This is a genomic window from Modestobacter sp. VKM Ac-2982 (genome assembly GCF_026967935.1).
Classification (GTDB): domain Bacteria; phylum Actinomycetota; class Actinomycetes; order Mycobacteriales; family Geodermatophilaceae; genus Modestobacter.
On sequence record NZ_JAPVBL010000004.1, the window covers coordinates 463,675 to 480,072 of the forward strand.

18 protein-coding genes are annotated in these 16,398 nt (G+C 74.6%); 6 read left to right on the plus strand and 12 right to left on the minus strand.

From position 1 onward, the window contains the following. Positions 1-11: 11 nt before the first annotated feature. On the plus strand, positions 12-455 hold the full coding sequence (locus O2W20_RS16745; RefSeq protein WP_269171047.1) for a DUF4190 domain-containing protein: 444 nt from the start codon (positions 12-14) through the stop codon (positions 453-455). A gap of 57 nt (positions 456-512) precedes the next feature. On the opposite strand, the gene O2W20_RS16750 is transcribed toward O2W20_RS16745, so the two are convergent. The 3 genes from O2W20_RS16750 to O2W20_RS16760 form a co-directional block, all read right to left on the minus strand. Next, positions 513-1,463 (minus strand): HpcH/HpaI aldolase/citrate lyase family protein, encoded by a 951-nt coding sequence (locus tag O2W20_RS16750; RefSeq protein ID WP_269171046.1) that lies wholly within the window; start codon positions 1,461-1,463, stop codon positions 513-515. An 80-nt stretch (positions 1,464-1,543) separates the two neighbouring features. Further along, on the minus strand, positions 1,544-2,512 hold the full coding sequence (locus tag O2W20_RS16755; RefSeq protein ID WP_269171045.1) for a DMT family transporter: 969 nt from the start codon (positions 2,510-2,512) through the stop codon (positions 1,544-1,546). Then, positions 2,509-3,390: a PhzF family phenazine biosynthesis protein gene (locus O2W20_RS16760; RefSeq protein ID WP_269171044.1), complete on the minus strand. Its 882-nt coding sequence runs from the start codon at positions 3,388-3,390 to the stop codon at positions 2,509-2,511. Before O2W20_RS16760 ends, O2W20_RS16755 begins: the two co-directional genes overlap by 4 nt. Positions 3,391-3,484: 94 nt before the next feature. On the opposite strand from O2W20_RS16760, the gene O2W20_RS16765 reads away from it, so the two are divergent. Continuing rightward, positions 3,485-4,723 carry a magnesium transporter MgtE N-terminal domain-containing protein gene (locus tag O2W20_RS16765; RefSeq protein WP_269171042.1) on the plus strand — a complete coding sequence of 413 codons (1,239 nt, stop codon included), beginning with the start codon at positions 3,485-3,487 and terminating at the stop codon, positions 4,721-4,723. Then, positions 4,716-5,261 carry a DUF1003 domain-containing protein gene (locus O2W20_RS16770; protein WP_269171041.1) on the plus strand — a complete coding sequence of 182 codons (546 nt, stop codon included), beginning with the start codon at positions 4,716-4,718 and terminating at the stop codon, positions 5,259-5,261. The genes O2W20_RS16765 and O2W20_RS16770 overlap by 8 nt, the downstream gene beginning before the upstream one ends. A 5-nt stretch (positions 5,262-5,266) precedes the next feature. On the opposite strand, the gene O2W20_RS16775 is transcribed toward O2W20_RS16770, so the two are convergent. Together O2W20_RS16775 and O2W20_RS16780 are read right to left on the minus strand one after the other, a co-directional pair. Then, entirely contained in the window at positions 5,267-5,764 is a 498-nt protein-coding gene (locus O2W20_RS16775; protein ID WP_269171040.1) for an AAA family ATPase, read from the minus strand. A 4-nt stretch (positions 5,765-5,768) separates the two neighbouring features. Beyond that, a complete protein-coding gene (locus O2W20_RS16780) occupies positions 5,769-6,446 on the minus strand; it encodes a DUF6518 family protein (protein WP_269171914.1) in 678 nt (225 codons plus the stop codon). 47 nt (positions 6,447-6,493) lie between these two features. Here O2W20_RS16780 and O2W20_RS16785 point away from each other — a divergent pair, with 47 nt between their 5' ends. Together O2W20_RS16785 and O2W20_RS16790 are read left to right on the plus strand one after the other, a co-directional pair. After that, on the plus strand, positions 6,494-7,096 hold the full coding sequence (locus O2W20_RS16785; protein ID WP_269171038.1) for an acyl-CoA-like ligand-binding transcription factor: 603 nt from the start codon (positions 6,494-6,496) through the stop codon (positions 7,094-7,096). Positions 7,097-7,137: 41 nt separating this feature from the next. After that, entirely contained in the window at positions 7,138-8,715 is a 1,578-nt protein-coding gene (locus O2W20_RS16790) for an MDR family MFS transporter (protein WP_269171037.1), read from the plus strand. Positions 8,716-8,763: 48 nt separating this feature from the next. Here O2W20_RS16790 and O2W20_RS16795 read toward each other — a convergent pair whose 3' ends face one another. The 3 genes from O2W20_RS16795 to O2W20_RS16805 are packed head-to-tail and all read right to left on the minus strand — an operon-like array spanning position 8,764 to position 11,350. Continuing rightward, positions 8,764-9,081, minus strand: coding sequence for an AzlD domain-containing protein (locus O2W20_RS16795; protein ID WP_269171035.1), 318 nt, complete (start codon positions 9,079-9,081; stop codon positions 8,764-8,766). Continuing rightward, positions 9,078-9,770: an AzlC family ABC transporter permease gene (locus O2W20_RS16800; RefSeq protein ID WP_269171034.1), complete on the minus strand. Its 693-nt coding sequence runs from the start codon at positions 9,768-9,770 to the stop codon at positions 9,078-9,080. The genes O2W20_RS16795 and O2W20_RS16800 overlap by 4 nt, the downstream gene beginning before the upstream one ends. 50 nt (positions 9,771-9,820) lie before the next feature. Beyond that, positions 9,821-11,350, minus strand: a complete 1,530-nt coding sequence (locus O2W20_RS16805) for an esterase (protein WP_269171033.1) — start codon at positions 11,348-11,350, stop codon at positions 9,821-9,823. Positions 11,351-11,643: 293 nt separating this feature from the next. On the opposite strand from O2W20_RS16805, the gene O2W20_RS16810 reads away from it, so the two are divergent. Next, positions 11,644-12,804, plus strand: a complete 1,161-nt coding sequence (locus O2W20_RS16810; protein WP_269171032.1) for an Mrp/NBP35 family ATP-binding protein — start codon at positions 11,644-11,646, stop codon at positions 12,802-12,804. Positions 12,805-12,921: 117 nt separating this feature from the next. On the opposite strand, the gene O2W20_RS16815 is transcribed toward O2W20_RS16810, so the two are convergent. The 4 genes from O2W20_RS16815 to sigE all read right to left on the minus strand — a co-directional run bounded on the left by O2W20_RS16815 (position 12,922) and on the right by sigE (position 16,203). Continuing rightward, positions 12,922-13,317, minus strand: a complete 396-nt coding sequence (locus O2W20_RS16815; RefSeq protein ID WP_269171031.1) for a twin-arginine translocase TatA/TatE family subunit — start codon at positions 13,315-13,317, stop codon at positions 12,922-12,924. A 98-nt stretch (positions 13,318-13,415) separates the two neighbouring features. Next, entirely contained in the window at positions 13,416-14,777 is a 1,362-nt protein-coding gene (locus O2W20_RS16820; protein ID WP_269171030.1) for a S1C family serine protease, read from the minus strand. Positions 14,778-15,022: 245 nt separating this feature from the next. Next, positions 15,023-15,601 carry an anti-sigma factor family protein gene (locus O2W20_RS16825; RefSeq protein WP_269171029.1) on the minus strand — a complete coding sequence of 193 codons (579 nt, stop codon included), beginning with the start codon at positions 15,599-15,601 and terminating at the stop codon, positions 15,023-15,025. Next, positions 15,598-16,203 (minus strand): RNA polymerase sigma factor SigE, encoded by a 606-nt coding sequence (sigE, locus tag O2W20_RS16830; RefSeq protein WP_269171028.1) that lies wholly within the window; start codon positions 16,201-16,203, stop codon positions 15,598-15,600. The genes O2W20_RS16825 and sigE overlap by 4 nt, the downstream gene beginning before the upstream one ends. Positions 16,204-16,398: the final 195 nt, after the last annotated feature.

Consider the following 16,398-nt stretch of genomic DNA (forward strand, 5'->3'; position numbering starts at 1 on the left):
ACACTGACGCGGTGAGCCAGGACGACTTCTACCGCGGGGACCCGCCCGGCTACGCCGCGCCGCCGCACGGCGCCCCGACCCACGGGCCGCCCGGGTACGAGCCGCCGTCCTACGGGCCGCCGGCGTACGGGCCACCGGGGTACGGGCCACCGCCCATGGGGCCACCCGGGTACGGACCGTCGTCCTACGGGCCGGCCGGGTACTGGCCGGGATGGCGGCGGCCGACCAACCAGCTGGCGATCGTCGCCCTGGTCGCCGCGTTCGTCTTCGCCCCGGTCGGCCTGGTGCTCGGCCTGCTGGCCCGCGGCCAGATCCGGCGGAGCGGCGAGCAGGGCGACGGCCTGGCGCTGGCCGCCGCGATCGTCGGCGGCCTCGGCACGACCCTCATGGCGACCGGGCTGCTCGCCTGGATCGGCCTGCTCGCCTCGATCAGCGACGGCGCGTTCGCCCCCTGAGCACGGCCCGTCCCGGCGTCCCCTCAGCGTGCGAGGGGTGCGCCGGACGGGGTCCTGCTACTCCGGCGGGGTGAAAGTCGAGGTGCGGGACATCCCGGCCGCGCGCCCCTTGCCGGCGATCACCAGCGCCATCTTCCGGCTGGCCTCGTCGATCATCTCGTCGCCCAACATCGCCGACCCCTTCTTGCCGCCGGCCTCCGAGGTGGCCCACTCGTAGGCGTCGAGGATCAGCTCGGCGTGGTCGAAGTCCTCCTGCGACGGCGCGTAGATCTCGTTGGCCGCGTCGATCTGGCCGGGGTGCAGCACCCACTTGCCGTCGAAGCCGAGCACGGCCGAGCGCTTGGCCACCTCCTCGAACGCCGGCACGTCGCGGACCTGCAGGAACGGGCCGTCGATGGCCTGCACGCCGCGGGCGCGGGCGGCCATCAGGATCGTCATCAGGATGTGGTGGAACGGGTCGCCCGGGTAGTCGGGGTGCAGGGCGCCGACCACCAGCGACTTCATGTTGATGCTGGCCATGAAGTCGGCCGGGCCGAAGATGATCGTCTCGATCCGGTCGCTGGCGAAGGCGATGTCGTTGACGTTGATCAGGCCCTGCGCGGTCTCGATCTGCGCCTCGATGCCGATCCGGCCGACCTCGAGGCCGTTGCTCTTCTCGATCTGGGTGAGCAGCAGGTCCAGCGCCTTCACCTGGGCGGCGTCGGCGACCTTCGGCAGCATGAGGCAGTCGAGCTCGGCGCCGGCGCCCTCGACGACCTCGACGACGTCGCGGTAGGTCCACTCCGTCGTCCAGTCGTTGACCCGGACGGTGCGGATCTTGCTCCCCCAGCCGCCCTCGTTGAGCGCGGCGACGATGTTCTTCCGCGCCCCGGGCTTGGCCAGCGGGGCGCAGGCATCCTCGAGGTCCAGGAAGACCTGGTCGGCCGGGAGGCTCTTGGCCTTCTCCAGGAACCGGGGGTTGCTGCCCGGGACGGCGAGGTTGGAACGACGGGATCGGAGCTCGGCCACGGTGCCTCCGCTGGGGTGGTGGGGTCGGTGGACAACCCTGCTGGTCGACGTTGGTTACCGGAGAGTAGCGACGTCCCGGATCAGACCGGATCGGCCTCCGGGGTCGGCCGCCCGCCCCGGATCACCAGGGCCACCCCGATCACCACGGCGATCATCCCGGGCAGCGCCAGCAGCGGCGGGACCTGCTGCAGCAGCACCAGCGCGACCAGCAGCGCGCCCGGCACCTCCAGCAGCACCGCCAGCCCCACCACCGTCGGGCCCACCGAGGAGAGCACCAGGTTCAACAGCGTGTGCCCGAACAGCTGCGCGCACACGGTGATCGCCGCGATCAGCCACCAGTCCCGCGCGCTGAACCCGGCCAGCGGCACCCCGACGACCAGTGCGGCGAGGGCGAGGACCACCGCACACGTCGAGTAGCAGACGACGGCGTAGGCCGAGGTGGTCAGCCGCTCCCGCGCCCGGGCCCCGGCGAGCATGTAGCCACCGGCGCAGATCGCCCCCAGCAGCGCGAGCCCGTCACCGGCCAGCGCCGTCCAGGACACGGTGACGTCGACCCCGGCGATCAGCGCGGCGCCGAACACCGCCAGCGCCAGCCCCCACCACACCTGTCGGGGCAGGTGGACGCCGGTGAAGCGGGCGGCCAGCGCCGTCCAGATCGGTGTCGTGGTCACCAGCGCGGTCGAGGCGGCGACCGTCGTCATCGACAGGCTGGGCAGCCAGGCGGCGAAGTGGGCAGCGAGGAAGAGGCCGGCGACGACGGAGCTGACCAGCTGCCGGGCGCGCAGGCCGGTCAGGGTCGCGCGCTCGCGCAGCAGCAGCACCGGCAGCAGCAGCACCGCACCGGCGGCGTTGCGCCAGAACGCGATCGCCAGGAACGAGGTGGCCACCATCGCGGTGAGCGGGCCGGAGAACGACACCCCGATGACGGCGACCGCCATCAGCCCCACCTCCCGGCCGCCCGGCCGGTGCACCGCCCAGGGCGACACCGACGGCGCGGCGGCGCCCACCCCGCGCGCCGGCGACCGGGGCGGGGCGGCGGGATCGGTCACCGCGCCGGGACCCGGATCGTGCCGCTGGCGATCGGCAGCACGGTGCCCGCAACGGTGGCCGCGGTGGCCCGGCCGCCGGCGGCGGTGACCGTGCAGGACAGCACGGAGGGCCGGCCGAGCCGCTCGCCCTGCCGGATCGTGTACTCCGTCGTCCCGTCCGCCGGCACCAGGCCGGTCGCGGCCAGCCAGACGCCCGTGCCCAGCGCCGCCGAACCGGTGGCCGGGTCCTCGCCCCAGCGCAGGTCGCCGGCGAACACCCGGGCGTGCGCGGTGGCCGTGGCGGCGTCCCAGCTGAGCACCGAGACGCCCTCCCCCACGCCGAGCAGGTCCAGCGCGCCCTGGTCCGGGCGCGCCCGGTCCACCGCACCCGGCTGCACGGCCAGGTACGCGAAGGGCAGGCCACAGCCGGCCACGTGCACCGGGGAGTCGGCCAGGTCCGCGGCCGACAGCCCCAACGCGGCCGCCAGGACGGCGGGGTCCGGACCCGGCTCGAGGGTCGGCCGGCCACCGCCGAGGGTCGCCCCCGCGTCGTCCACGGTCAGGTCGAGGACGCCGACGCCGCACTCCTGGCGCACCCGCCCGGCGGGCAGCCGACCGGTGCGCACCAGCGTGTGCGCGGCCCCGACGCTCGGGTGCCCGGCGAAGGGCAGCTCGGCGAACGGCGTGAAGATCCGCACCCGGTAGTCGGCGTCGGAGGTGGTGGCCGCGCAGAGGAACGAGGTCTCCGAGAGGTGGAACTCGAAGGCCAGCGCCTGGCACTGCTCGGTGGTCAGCTCGTCGGCGTCGAACACCACCGCCAGCGGGTTGCCTGCGTAGGGCCGGGGCGCGAACACGTCCACGACCTCGTAGCTGAGTCGATCGGGTCCCGGAGCCGCCACGACGGCGACGGTAGCCTTCCGCTCCGGTGGCCGAGTTCCCGAGGTCACCGCCGGCCACTGGTCCCCGGACCGACGCAGCATCGAGGAGGGGCCAGTGACGACGGTGACGAGGGCGTACGTGTCCCGGGTGGCCGGGTTGACCGTCTTCGACCCCAACGGCGACCGGGTGGGCAAGGTCCGCGACGTGCTGATCGCGCTGCGGGTCGGCACCGCCGCGCCGCGCGTGCTGGGTCTCATCGTCGAGGTGGTGCCGCGGCGCCGGATCTTCTGCCCGATGGGCCGGGTCACCGGCGTGGACTCCGCCTCGGTGCGGCTGTCCTCAGGCACGGTGAACCTCAAGCGCTTCGAACAGCGGGCCGGGGAGACCCTGGTGCTGGGCGAGCTGCTGGACCGGCGGGTGACCATCCAGGAGTCCGACCGGCCGGCCGCCGTCGTCGACGCCGCGATCGAGCAGACCCGGACCGGTGACTGGGTCGTCTCCCGCCTCGCCGTCCAGGAGCCGGGGCGGCTGGGCCGCCGCGGGCAGCTGCACCAGCTGGCGTGGGACGAGGTCAGCGGGCTCGCCCTGCCCGAGAGCGGGCAGAGCGCCGAGACGCTGATCGCCACCTACCGCGAGCTCAACGCCGCCGACGCGGCGCACGCGCTGCAGGAGCTGCCGATCAAGCGGCGGCACGAGGTCGCCGAGGCCATGGACGACCCCCGGCTCGCCGACGTGCTCGGCGAGCTGCCGGAGGCCGACCAGATCACCATCCTGGGCACCCTGAAGGAACGGCGGGCCGCCGACGTCCTGGAGGAGATGGACCCCGACGACGCCGCCGACCTGCTGGCCGAGCTCTCCACCCTCGACCGGGACCGGCTGCTCGAGCTGATGGAGCCGGACGAGGCCGAGCCGGTGCGCCAGCTGCTGAAGTACTCCGAGGACACCGCCGGCGGGATGATGACCAGCGAGCCGGTGATCCTCGCCCCCGACGCGACGATCGCCGAGGCGCTGGCCCGGGTCCGCACCCCCGAGCTCTCCCCGGCGCTGGCCAGCCAGGTCTACGTCTGCCGGCCGCCCTCGGCCACGCCGACCGGGCGGTACCTGGGGCTGGCGCACATCCAGCGGCTGCTGCGCGAACCGCCGTCCGGCCTGGTCAGCGGGGTGCTGGACGACCTGGAGCCGCTCCGCCCGGAGACGCCGCTGACCGAGGTCACCCGCTACTTCGCCACCTACAACCTGGTGGCCGCGCCGGTGGTCGACCCGCAGGGCCGGCTGGTGGGCGCGGTCAGCGTGGACGACGTGCTGGACCACCTGCTGCCCGAGGACTGGCGCGAGAGGTCCCGGCGTGGCTGAGGCCGAGCGGCGCGCCGACCTGAGGCTGGACCAGCCCCGCACCGCCCGGGGCATCGGCAGCTTCCTGCGGCTGGACCCCGACGCGGTCGGCCGGTTCGCCGAGGGGATCGCCCGGTTCCTGGGCACCGGCCGGTTCCTGGCGGTGCAGACGATCCTCGTGATCGTCTGGATCGTGCTGAACGTCGTCGCGGTCGACCTGCGCTGGGACCCCTACCCGTTCATCCTGCTGAACCTGGCCTTCTCCACCCAGGCCGCCTACGCCGCACCGCTGATCCTGCTCGCGCAGAACCGGCAGGCCGACCGCGACCGGATCCAGGCCGAGGAGGACCGCAACCGCGCGGCGCAGACCCGCGCCGACACCGAGTACCTGGCCCGCGAGCTGGCGTCGCTGCGGGTGTCGGTCGGCGAGCTGGCCACCCGCGACTTCATCCGCGGCGAGCTCAACCGACTGGTGCCCGAGGACCCGGACGACGAGGCCGCCGAGCGCAAGAAGAAGAACAAGAAGCGCCGCGAGGCGACCGCCGACCCCGTCGGCTGAGGGCCTCAGCCGCGGACCGCGGCGAGCGTGGCGACGACCGGGTCGCCGCCGGCGGTGTCGACGACGGTGTGCCGGTCGTGCCACTGGTCGACCCGCCGGGCCCGTACCTGCTCCCAGGTCGGGAGGACGTGGCCGGGGAGGTCGGCGGGACGCTCCTCGACCCGGCGCCGGTGCTCGGCCCGGTCGGTGCAGATCAGCCGCACCCAGTGCACCGGGATCCCGTGCCGGATCGCCAGGTCCCGGAACGGCCGGCGGGCGGCGGCGACGTCGAAGACCGCGTCGACCAGCACGTCGGTGCCGGCGGTCAGGCAGGTGTCGGCGGCGGCCAGCGCCAGCTCGTAGCCGTGCGCGCCGACCTCGGCCGGGGTGGGCACCAGGCCCTGCCGGAGCAGGGCGACCTCGAAGGCGTCGACCCGCAGGTGGGCCGCGCCCAGCGCGCCGGCCACCGATCGGGCGACCGTCGTCTTCCCGACCCCGGGCAGGCCGCCCAGCACGATGAGCACCCGCTCAGCCCAGCAGGTCGCGCAGCAGACCGAGGAGCACCGCGGCCACCCCGGTGAGCGGGAGCGTCAGCGCCGCGGCCCAGAGCCGGGTGCGCAGGTCACGGGCCAGGACGACGACGAGCACCAGTGCGACGACGACGTCGACCACCGCCTGCACCGGGTGGTCACCGGCGTCGGCCAGCGCACCACCGCCCAGGGTGATGCCGGCGGCCATCGCCAGCAGGGCTCCCGGCAACCACCCCGAGCCCCGGGTCGCCACGTGCGCCGCCACGGCGGTGGCCGGCACCGCGGTGGCGGAGAGGACCAGCCAGGCGACCAGCAGCCGGACGGACCAGCCGAAGTCCAGGACCAGCGCGGCCCACGCGTAGTAGGCGACGGTCATCGCCGCGAAGAACACCCCCGAGCGGAGGGCGGCCGCCGCCGGCGAGGGCGCCGACCAGCCGATCAGCGCGACCACCAGCACCCAGGCGGCGGGGTAGCTGCCCAGGTCGGCGGCCCACCGCCAGCCCGACTCGTCGCCCGCCTTCGCCGCGGCGCCGGTCAGCAGCCCGGCGAGCAGGGCCAGCACCGGGGGCGCCCGCCGGCGGGCCGGTGCCTCGATCGTCGCCGTCACGGCACCGATCGTGCCGCCGCCGTCCGCCCACCTCCGTCCGCCGCGCCGCACCGTGGTGATCAGCTGCACAGCGAGCAAGCTTGCACGGTGTGCAGCGAGCGGCGCATCCTGAGCGCATGACCGAGCGAGGGCTGCGTGAGCGGAAGAAGGCCGACACCCGGGCCGCGCTGGCCGCGGCCACCCTCCGGCTGGCGATCGAGCTCGGCTGGGAGAACGTCACCGTGGAGGCCGTCGCGGCGGCGGCCGACGTCTCCTACCGGACGTTCTTCAACCACTTCTCCGCCAAGGAGGAGGCGCTGCTGTTCCCCGCCGGCACCGACCAGCCGCGGCTCTCCGCCCGGCTGCGCGCCCAGCCGGCAGGCACCGGCGTGCTCGCCGCCGCCCGCGCCGCCCTGCACGCAGACCTCACCGAGCTCGAGTCCGACGCCGCGGCGCTGCGCGACCGGATCACCGTCGTCGCCGGCAACCCCTCGCTGCTCCCCCGGCTGGTGGAGATCGGTGCGGCCGACGAGCGGGAGGTCGCGGTGGCGATCGCCGAGCGGACCGGCCAGAACGCGGAGACCGACCTCTACCCCGGCCTGCTCGCCGCGGTGCTGTCCGCCGCCGTCCGGGTGACCTTCTCCCGCTGGCACGTCCAGCGCGGTGCCGTCCCGCTCACCGCCCTGCTCGACGAGGCGCTGGACGCACTGGCCGCCGGCCTGCCCGAGCCCACGCACTGACCCGAAGACACCCACCGACCCGCACCATCGACAGGAGCACCATGTCCGCCACCACGGAGACCGACGCGGCCGGCGCGGCCAGCACCGAGGCCAGGATGAGCCGACGGGAGGTCCTCCAGGCGCTGTCCGGCCTGATGGTGGGCATCTTCGTGTCCATCCTGGCGGCGACCGTCGTCTCCAACGCCCTGCCGGTGATCATCGCCGACCTCGAGGGCAGCCAGTCGATCTACACCTGGGTGGTCACCGCCGAGCTGCTCGCCATGACGGCCTCGGTGCCGCTGTGGGGCAAGCTCGCCGACCTGGTGAGCCAGAAGCTGCTGGTGCAGCTCTCGCTGACCCTCTTCGTCGCCGGGTCGCTGCTGGCCGGGTTCTCCCAGGACACCACGATGCTGATCGTGGCCCGGGTGGTCCAGGGCATCGGCGCCGGCGGCCTCACCGCGCTGGTGCAGATCGTGATGGCGGCGATGATCCCGCCGCGTGAGCTGGGCCGGTACGCCGGCATCTTCGGCGCCGTGTTCGCCGTCGCCACCGTCGCCGGGCCGCTGATCGGCGGCGTCATCGTGGACACCTCGTGGCTCGGCTGGCGCTGGTGCTTCTTCATGGGCGTGCCGTTCGCCCTGGCCGCGATCGTGCTGCTGCAGAAGACGCTGAAGCTGAAGCAGGTCACGCGCGACGACGTCCGGATCGACTGGCTGGGCGCGCTGCTGATCACCGCCGGGGTGAGCACCCTGCTGATCTGGGTGACCCTGGCCGGCAACGACTTCGACTGGCTCTCCGGCACGACCGCACTGATGGTCGGTGGCGCCGCGGTGCTGCTGGCCCTGGCGCTGTTCGTCGAGTCGCGGGTGGCCGAGCCGGTCATCCCGCTCGGCATCTTCCGCAACCGCACCGTGGCGCTCACCGTGGTCGCCAGCGCGCTGGTCGGCATCGCGATGTTCGGCGGCACCGTCTTCCTGTCCCAGTACTTCCAGATCTCGCTGGGCTACTCCCCCACCGAGGCCGGGCTGCTCTCGCTGCCGATGATCGGTGGCCTGCTGGTCTCCTCCACCGTCGCCGGCGCGCTGATCACCAAGACCGGCACCTGGAAGCGGTTCCTGGTCGCCGGCGGCGTGCTGATGACCGTCGGCTTCGGCCTGCTGGCCACCATCGACGCGCAGACCTCGATCTGGCTGCTCGGCGCCTTCATGGTCGTGCTCGGCGTCGGCGTCGGCCTGCTGATGCAGAACCTGGTCCTGGCCGCGCAGAACGACGTGCCCGCCCGGGAGCTCGGCTCGGCCACCTCGGTGCTGTCGTTCTTCCGCAGCCTCGGCGGCACGATCGGGGTCAGCGTGCTCGGCGCGGTGCTCGCCAGCCGGGTGGCCGGGGACCTGGCCGTGCTGGGCGGCGGTGCGGACGGCGGCGAGACCACCGTCCCCGACGTCTCGACCCTGCCGCCGGAGGTCGCCCGGGTGGTGCAGGACGCCTACGGCAACGCCACCGCCGAGCTGTTCCTGATCGCCACCCCGCTGGCCGCGCTGGCCCTGCTGGTGGTGCTCTTCATCAAGGAGAAGCCGCTGAAGACCACCAGCGGCGCGGAGCGGCTGGCCGAGGAGCAGGCCCAGCTGCCGCTGGCGCACTGACCGCTCGGGCTGCCGTGCCGCCGATCAGGGGCACGGCAGCCCGTCAGGTCAGCCGGTGAGGACGTGCACGAGCGCGCCGGCCGCACCGGCCAGCACCAGGACGACGATGAACGGCGCCCGCAGCGCCAGCGCCACCGCCGCCACCGCCAGCCCGACCAGCCGGCCGTCGACGACCAGGTCGGGCCCCGACGTCGCGGCCTGGACGGCGACCAGCGCGGCCAGCAGCGCCGCCGGGACGAACTCCACCACCCGGGTCACCCACGGCCGCTCGACCCAGGCCGCGGGCACCGAGAGCCCGGCCAGCTTCAGCAGGTAGCAACCGAGCGAGCCGGCCAGCACCACCGCCCACAGCATCCCGGTGCTCACGCGGTCGCCGTCCGCCGCGGCCGACCGGCCAGCGCCACCGCGACCACGGCCAGCACCACCTGCACCCCGGCCGGCACGAACGGGGTGAGCGCCAGCGCGATCACCGCGCCACCGAGGGCCACCCGCCGCTGCACGCCCGGCTCCCGCGCCGAGCGCTGCAACCGGGGCCACAGCAACGCCAGGAAGGCCGCCGGCACGACGGCGTCCAGCGCGGCCTGCGCCGTCTCCCCCAGCGCCGCGGCCCCCAGCGACCCGATCAGCGTCGTGACGTTCCAGCCCAGGTAGATGGTCGCGCCGGTGACCCAGAACGCCAGCCGGCCCAGCTCCCGGTCCGGAGCGGCGACCGCCATCGCCGTCGTCTCGTCGATCACCCAGTGCGCCGCCCCGGCCCGGCGCAGCCAGCCCCGCGGCGCGAGCATCGGGGCCAGCCGGACGCCGTAGACGGTGTTGCGGGTGCCCAGCAGCAGGGCGCTGCCCACGGCCGAGAACGCTCCCCCGCCGGCACCGAGCACGCCGATCATCGCGAACTGGGAGGCGCCGGTGAACATCAGCGCCGACGTCGCCACCGCCTGCCAGGTGTCCAGCCCGGCCCCGGCGGCCGCCGCACCGAAGGCGACCCCGTACAACCCCACCGCCACGCCCAGCCCGACGGCGTCCCGGAGCGTGGCGGTGCGGGCGGAGGACGGCACGGGCCGACCCTAGGCGGACCCCGGGTCGGCCAGCGCCGCGGGCGCGGCGGTCAGGAGCCGGCGTCCACCGGCTCCTCGGCCACCGGGCAGGCCGGGAAGAGGTCCCGGGTGCCGCCGGTCTGCGGCACCGTGAACGCACACCCGAGGTCCGCCTCGGCCACCGCGTTCCTGTTCAGCACGTCCTCCCCTGCCGGCCGCACCACCGGGCCGCCCGCCTCGAGGGACTCGACCCAGGTCACCAGGTCGGTGAAGGTCTGTGCCGCCTCCTCCGGGCTGAACTCGCAGTGCCCGACCGACCGGACCGTCCGCTGCACCAGCAGCCCGCCGGTGCCCTGGACCGCGGCCTCGGCGGCGTAGATCCGCTGGTGCTCGAACGGCACGAACATGTCACCGATGGTGTGCACCGACAGCACCGGGACGGAGAAGTCGGCGTCCAGCTGGATGATCGGCGCCTTCCCGGTCTCCTTGCGGGTGCCCGGCGCCGCCTCGACCCGCTCGATCCGGGAGTTCAGCGTCGAGCCGTCCGGGAAGGTGAAGGTGGTCGGGTACAGCCGGTCGGCGTTCTCGGCCACCGAGCCGGCGGTGAGCCCACCCAGCGTCCCGGTCGGGTCGTCGGCGAACCGGCCCAGGTTGAAGGTCAGCCCCTCCCAGTAGGTGAAGGCGGCCTCGTCACCCGGCCTGGGGCCGCCGGTCAGGTCGATCACGACGTCCCGGAAGGTCTCCCCCCGCTCGGTCAGCTCGGGGTTGGGCCCCGTGGGCGAGGTGGGCAGCCCCAGGGTCGTCTTGATCTCGGCGATCGCGGCCTGGTAGTCCTCGGTCGACGTCACCGGGTACGCGTCGACCTCGGCCAGCGTCTGCGCCACCAGGTTGTAGTCCAGTCGGATGTCGAACTGGGCGAGGTCGCCCATGACCCCGCACATCGGCGCGGCACCGGCCCAGTCCACCCGCTGCCGCTCCACCAGGGCGCCGATGATGTGGCCGCCCATGGACACCCCCTGCAAGTAGCGGTCGTCGGCCGGGGCGACGAGCCGGTCGAAGAGCCGGGCCAGCCGTTCCGTCGAGGTGACCCCGGCCCGGATGTCGTACCGGTTGGCGGAGTAGGACGACGCCGCCCAGGCGTAGCCGGCGTCGATGTAGGCCTGGCGCAGCTCGAAGGACGGGCTGTCCACCCAGAGCACGGCCCCGGTGCCGCGGTAGCCGTGCTCCCAGAACACCACGTCGCCGTTCCAGCCCTCGGTGGGCACCTCGATCCGGTAGCCGGCGCCCTTCTCCACGCCGGTCAGGACCCGGGTCCGTGGCTGGCCCTCCGCGTCCAGCAGCGCGGTGAAGGCCTCGCCCGGCTGCCCGGTGGCCGGGTCGTAGTCGAAGGCCGGGTCGGCGACCGTCCACTCGATGTCCCGGGCGGGCACCGCCGGCAGCGACGGCGACTGCTGGGCCTCCTGGAACCCCGGGGCGACCGGGCCCTCTGGTCCGCGTCGGTCGTCCGTCGCACCGGCGGTGCCGGCCCACCCGCCGACCAACAGCGTCGCAGCGGCGGTGACCGCGCAGAGCCGGGTGGAGCGGTGCTGGAACTGGGTCATGAGGACGTCTCCCGACTGCTCGACTGTGAGCTGCGCCACTGGGCGCCTCATCATGACCAGGCACCGCAGCGCTGTCATCCGGTGACCCTCGGGCAGCGGCGGGTCGCGCCGGGCGCGCCGGGCGGCCATCAGCCGCCACCGGTCGTCGCCCCCCGCAGGTCCGGGGTCGGCCGGTTCACACCCGCTGGCCCGGGGCGGGTCGATCAGCCGCCGTACAGTGGGGCTCGCCCGCGCGCGGGCCCCCTCAGGGGCCCGGAATCCGCAGGCTCCCCGTCGAAGGAGACACAACGCGCATGTCCGACACGCTGACCGGATCCCCGGAGCTGGACGCCGTGAACGCGGCGCTGGCGACCGTCCAGGACCCCGAGATCAACCGTCCGCTGCCCGAGCTGGGCATGGTCAAGGACGTGCAGATCGGCGTCGGCGGCGACCCGGGCGCGGTGCGCATCGAGGTCTACCTGACCGTCGCCGGCTGCCCGATGCGCGAGACCATCACCAACCGCGTCACCCAGGCCGTCTCCGCGGTCCCCGGCGTCACCTCCGTGTCGGTCGGCCTGGACGTCATGAGCGACGAGCAGCGCACGGAGCTGCGCAAGACGGTCCGCGGCAGCGACACCGCCGAGCCGGTGATCCCCTTCGCCCAGCCCGGCTCGCTGACCCGGGTCTACGCGGTCGCCTCGGGCAAGGGCGGGGTCGGCAAGTCCAGCGTCACCGTCAACCTCGCCGCTGCGCTGGCCAAGAAGGGCCTGGCGGTCGGCGTCGTGGACGCCGACATCTACGGCCACTCGGTGCCCCGGATGCTCGGCGTGGACGACAAGCCGACCCAGGTCGACAACATGATCATGCCGCCGCAGTCCTACGGCGTGAAGGTCATCTCGATCGGCATGTTCACCCCGGGCAACACCCCCGTGGTCTGGCGTGGCCCGATGCTGCACCGCGCGCTGCAGCAGTTCCTCGCCGACGTGTGGTGGGGCGACCTGGACGTCCTGCTGTTGGACCTCCCGCCCGGCACCGGTGACGTGGCGATCTCGGTGGCCCAGCTGGTGCCCAACGCCGAGATCCTGGTCGTGACGACGCCGCAGCTCGCCGCCGCCGAGGTGGCCGAGCGGGCCGGCGCGATCGCCACCCAGACCCACCAGCAGGTCGTCGGCGTCGTGGAGAACATGTCCTGGCTGGAGCTGCCCGACGGCTCCCGGATGGAGGTCTTCGGCTCCGGCGGCGGCCAGGCCGTCTCCGACGCGCTCACCAAGACCCTCGGTGCGCGGGTGCCGCTGCTGGGCCAGATCCCGCTGGACACCCGGCTCCGCGAGGCCGGTGACGCCGGGGCACCGATCGTGCTCGCCCAGCCCGACGCCCCCGCCGCGCAGTCGCTGTCCGCGATCGCCGACGCCCTCGCCGTCCGCCAGCGCGGGCTGTCCGGCATGTCGCTGGGGCTGACCCCGGTCAAGCGCTAGTCACCCTCGGCAGCACAGAGGCCGGTCACCCCCGCGGGGTGACCGGCCTCTGCTGTTCCGACCCCGTCCAGGGGCCCGCCCTGAGCCTGCGAAGAGTGGGGAGGACGGGGTCCCTGCTCAGGTGGCGTCGACGTCGAAGGGCGGCGGGGTGCTCGCGTCCCGGCTGCCGGTCATCTGCCCTGCCGTGGCACGGGCCCCTGCGGCGGTCGCCCCGGCGGCGGTCGCCCCGGCGGCGGTGCTCCCGGTGCGGGCCGGGGCGTCGTCGTCCCCCATCAGCTGGGACCGGATGAAGGTCTTCGGGTGGTACTGCCGCAGGTCGATGTCGCGCAGGTGGTCGAAGTCGTCGCCCAGGGTCTCGTGCAGCTGCCCACGCACCCCGGTGACCGCCTCACGCGCCTTCTTCAACCCGCTGGCCGCGTCCTTGGCCAGCGTGGGCAGCCGGTCGGGGCCGAAGATGAACAGCGCCGCCAACGCCAGGACGACGATCTCGCCCCAGCCGATCGAGTCGAACACCGCTCCTCCTCGCGCCCACCGCGCACCGCGGTCGTGTCCAGCGTAGGTGGACCGGCTTGCCGCCAGGCGACCCGCGGCCCAACAGGACGTGTCGGGGCTCAGGCCACGCCGAGGGTGACGTCGACCTCGCGGGAGCTGCCGCCCCGCACCAGCTCCAGCGTGACCGTGTCGCCCGGCTCGTGCGCGTCGACCTCGACGGCCAGCTCCTCCGAGCTGCGCACCGGCTCGCCGTCGACCGCGATCACCACGTCCTGCTCCTGCACGCCGGCCTCGGCGGCACCGCTTTCCGGCTCGACGTTGAGCACGAGCGCGCCGTCGCGGGTCCCGTCGGTCACCGAGCGGGCGTTCACGCCGAGCGAGGCGTGCACCGCCGTCCCGGTGCTGATCAGCTCCTCGGTGATGTCGCGGACGGTGTCGATCGGGATGGCGAAGCCGAGGCCGATCGAGCCGCCGGTGGTGCCGTTGCCCCCGACCGACGCGATCGCGGTGTTGATCCCGATGACCGCGCCGGTGGCGTCGACGAGGGCACCTCCGGAGTTGCCCGGGTTGATCGGCGCGTCGGTCTGCACCGCGCTGATCACGGCGTTGGTGTCGCTGCCCTCGCCGGACAGCCGCACCGGGCGGTCCAGCGCGCTGACGATGCCGCTGGTGACCGTGCCGGCCAGGCCCAGTGGTGAGCCGATGGCCACCACCGGGTCGCCGACGACCAGGTCGTCGACGCTGCCGAGCGACGCCGCGACCAGGCCCGGCTTGTCCACCTTGAGGACGGCGAGGTCGCTGGCCGGGTCGCGGCCGACGATGCGGGCGGTCGAACCGCTGCCGTCGCTGAAGACCGCGCGGATCTCCGCGCCCTCGACGTCGGCCGCACCGGAGATCACGTGGTTGTTGGTGACGATGTAGCCGCCGTCCGCGTCCACCACGACCCCGGACCCGGTGGCGCCTGCGCTGGCCAGCCGGACCTCGACGGAGACCACGGCGGGCATGATCCGGCCGGCGATGTCGGAGATCGAACCGGGCTCCCGACTGGTGCCCGGGGCCACCTCGGAGAGCTGGGTGCCCTCGGCCAGCAGCGGTGCCTCGTCGGCCGTCCGGCCCAGGTACCAGGCGGTCGTGCCGCCGACCATGCCGACCAGCAGCAGGCTCAGCAGCGCCAGCACGGTCAGCCGGACGGAGAGGTCACGGACCCGGACCTTGCGGCGGCCCTGCGGGTCCAGCACCACCGGGCCGGGCTGCTGCGGCTCCTCGGGGTACTGCGCGGGCGCACCGAGCGCGGCGGGGGCGTGCGGGTCGCGCCACGGGTCCGCCGCGGCGTCGGGCTTCCAGAACGGGGCGGCCGCGGTGCGCCGCCGCGCGGGACGGCCACCCGGGGGCTCGCCCAGACCGGTGGCCCCGTCCCGCGGCGCGAACGCCCGCAGCACGGCCTCCGGCGGCGGCGGGGGCAGCGGCCGGGGCGCGGGCACGGGACGGTCGGTGCCGAAGGACCCCTCGACCGCGGCCGGCCGGCCGAAGGCGGCCCGCTGTTCGGGCTGGGGAGCCGGTGCGGGCGGGGTGTGGGGCTGCAGCCGGGAGTCGGTCGGTGCGAAGGCGCCCGTCGTCCCTGCGGGCCGGGCGTAGGCCGCCGACTGCTCCTCGGGCGGGCCGGGGGCGTGGTCGGTGTCCGGGAGCGGTGAGCCCGCGTCGGACGGCTCGGTGTCGGGCGTCGCGCTCAGGGCGTCCCACCATCCGCCAGGCCGGTGCGGGAACCGACGGTGAACGCCCGCACCACCGGCGGGACGATGTCGGTGCGCTCGGTCGGCGCCGTGTAGCGGACGGGGCCGGCGACCGGTTCCCGGTTCGGCAGATCGGCGGTGGGCAGGTTGACGGCGAGCACCGCGACGCCCAGACCGAGTCCGGCCAGCGCCCCGGTCATCCCCCGACGCAGCCAGCGGGCGCCGCCGTCGGAACGGGGTGCCGTCTCGGTGGGGGCCAGCGGGATCGCCCAGGAACCACCCGCGCCGGTGGCGGTGAGCCCGTCGGCGCCGGCGCTCAGCTGACCCAGGCCGCCGCCGGGGCCGGCGGTGGTGAACGGGATGGCCTGCAGCCGGGACAGGAGGTCACCGGGGACGGCAACGTCCACGCCGTGCCGGAGCGCGTCCTTGGCCTCGCGCTGGGCGGCGACCGCCATCCGGCACTGCGCGCAGCCGGTCAGGTGCCGGGCCGCCCGGTTCGCCGCGCCGCCGGAGAGCTCTCCGTCGACGAGGGCGGCGATCGCCTCTTGGGCGAGGTGGCTCTCCGGGATGCTCACGACACCTCCACGGCGGGGACGGGCCGACCCGGGGCGAGGTGGGCCAGCGCCTCGCGCAGCTGCACGCGACCACGGTGGATGCGGCTGCGGACGGTGCCCAGCTTGATGCCGAGGGTCGCCGAGATCTCCTCGTAGGTGAGGCCCTCGATGTCGCACAGCACGACCGCGACCCGGAACTCCGGGGACAGCGCGTCGAGGGCGGCCTGGATCTGCGGGTCGAGGTGGGTGTCCGCGTAGACCTGCTCCGGGGACGGCGCGGAGCCGGGCAGCCGCTCGGTGTCCTCGGGCAGGGCGTCGAAGCGGATGCGCTGCCGCCGACGCACCATGTCCAGGAACAGGTTGGTCGTGATCCGGTGCAGCCAGCCCTCGAAGGTGCCCGGGGAGAAGTCGGCGAGCGAGCGGAACACCCGGACGAAGGTCTCCTGGGTGAGGTCCTCGGCGTCCTGCTGGTTGCCCGAGAGCCGGTACGCCAGCCGGTAGACGCGTGCGGAGTGGTCCCGGACGACCTGCTCCCAGGTGGGCGCCACCCAGCCCTCGGCCGCGGCGGCCGCGGGCTCGAGGTCGGCGGTGGCCGCCGACCCGGTCGCGGAGGGCTCGATCACGGACCCAGGATCGCAGACGGCCGCGCTCGACACCTCCCCTGCAGGGGTGGACCGCTCGGTGGAGCGCTGGCTGGTGGTACGCGAGAGACGCACGTCCAGTGCAACGACCGGGCGCGGCCGGTGTTCCCAGGCAGCGCGGACACACAGCCGGTTGCCAGGCAGCCGGCCGGGTCGCGCCGGCCTCCCCCACCCGGC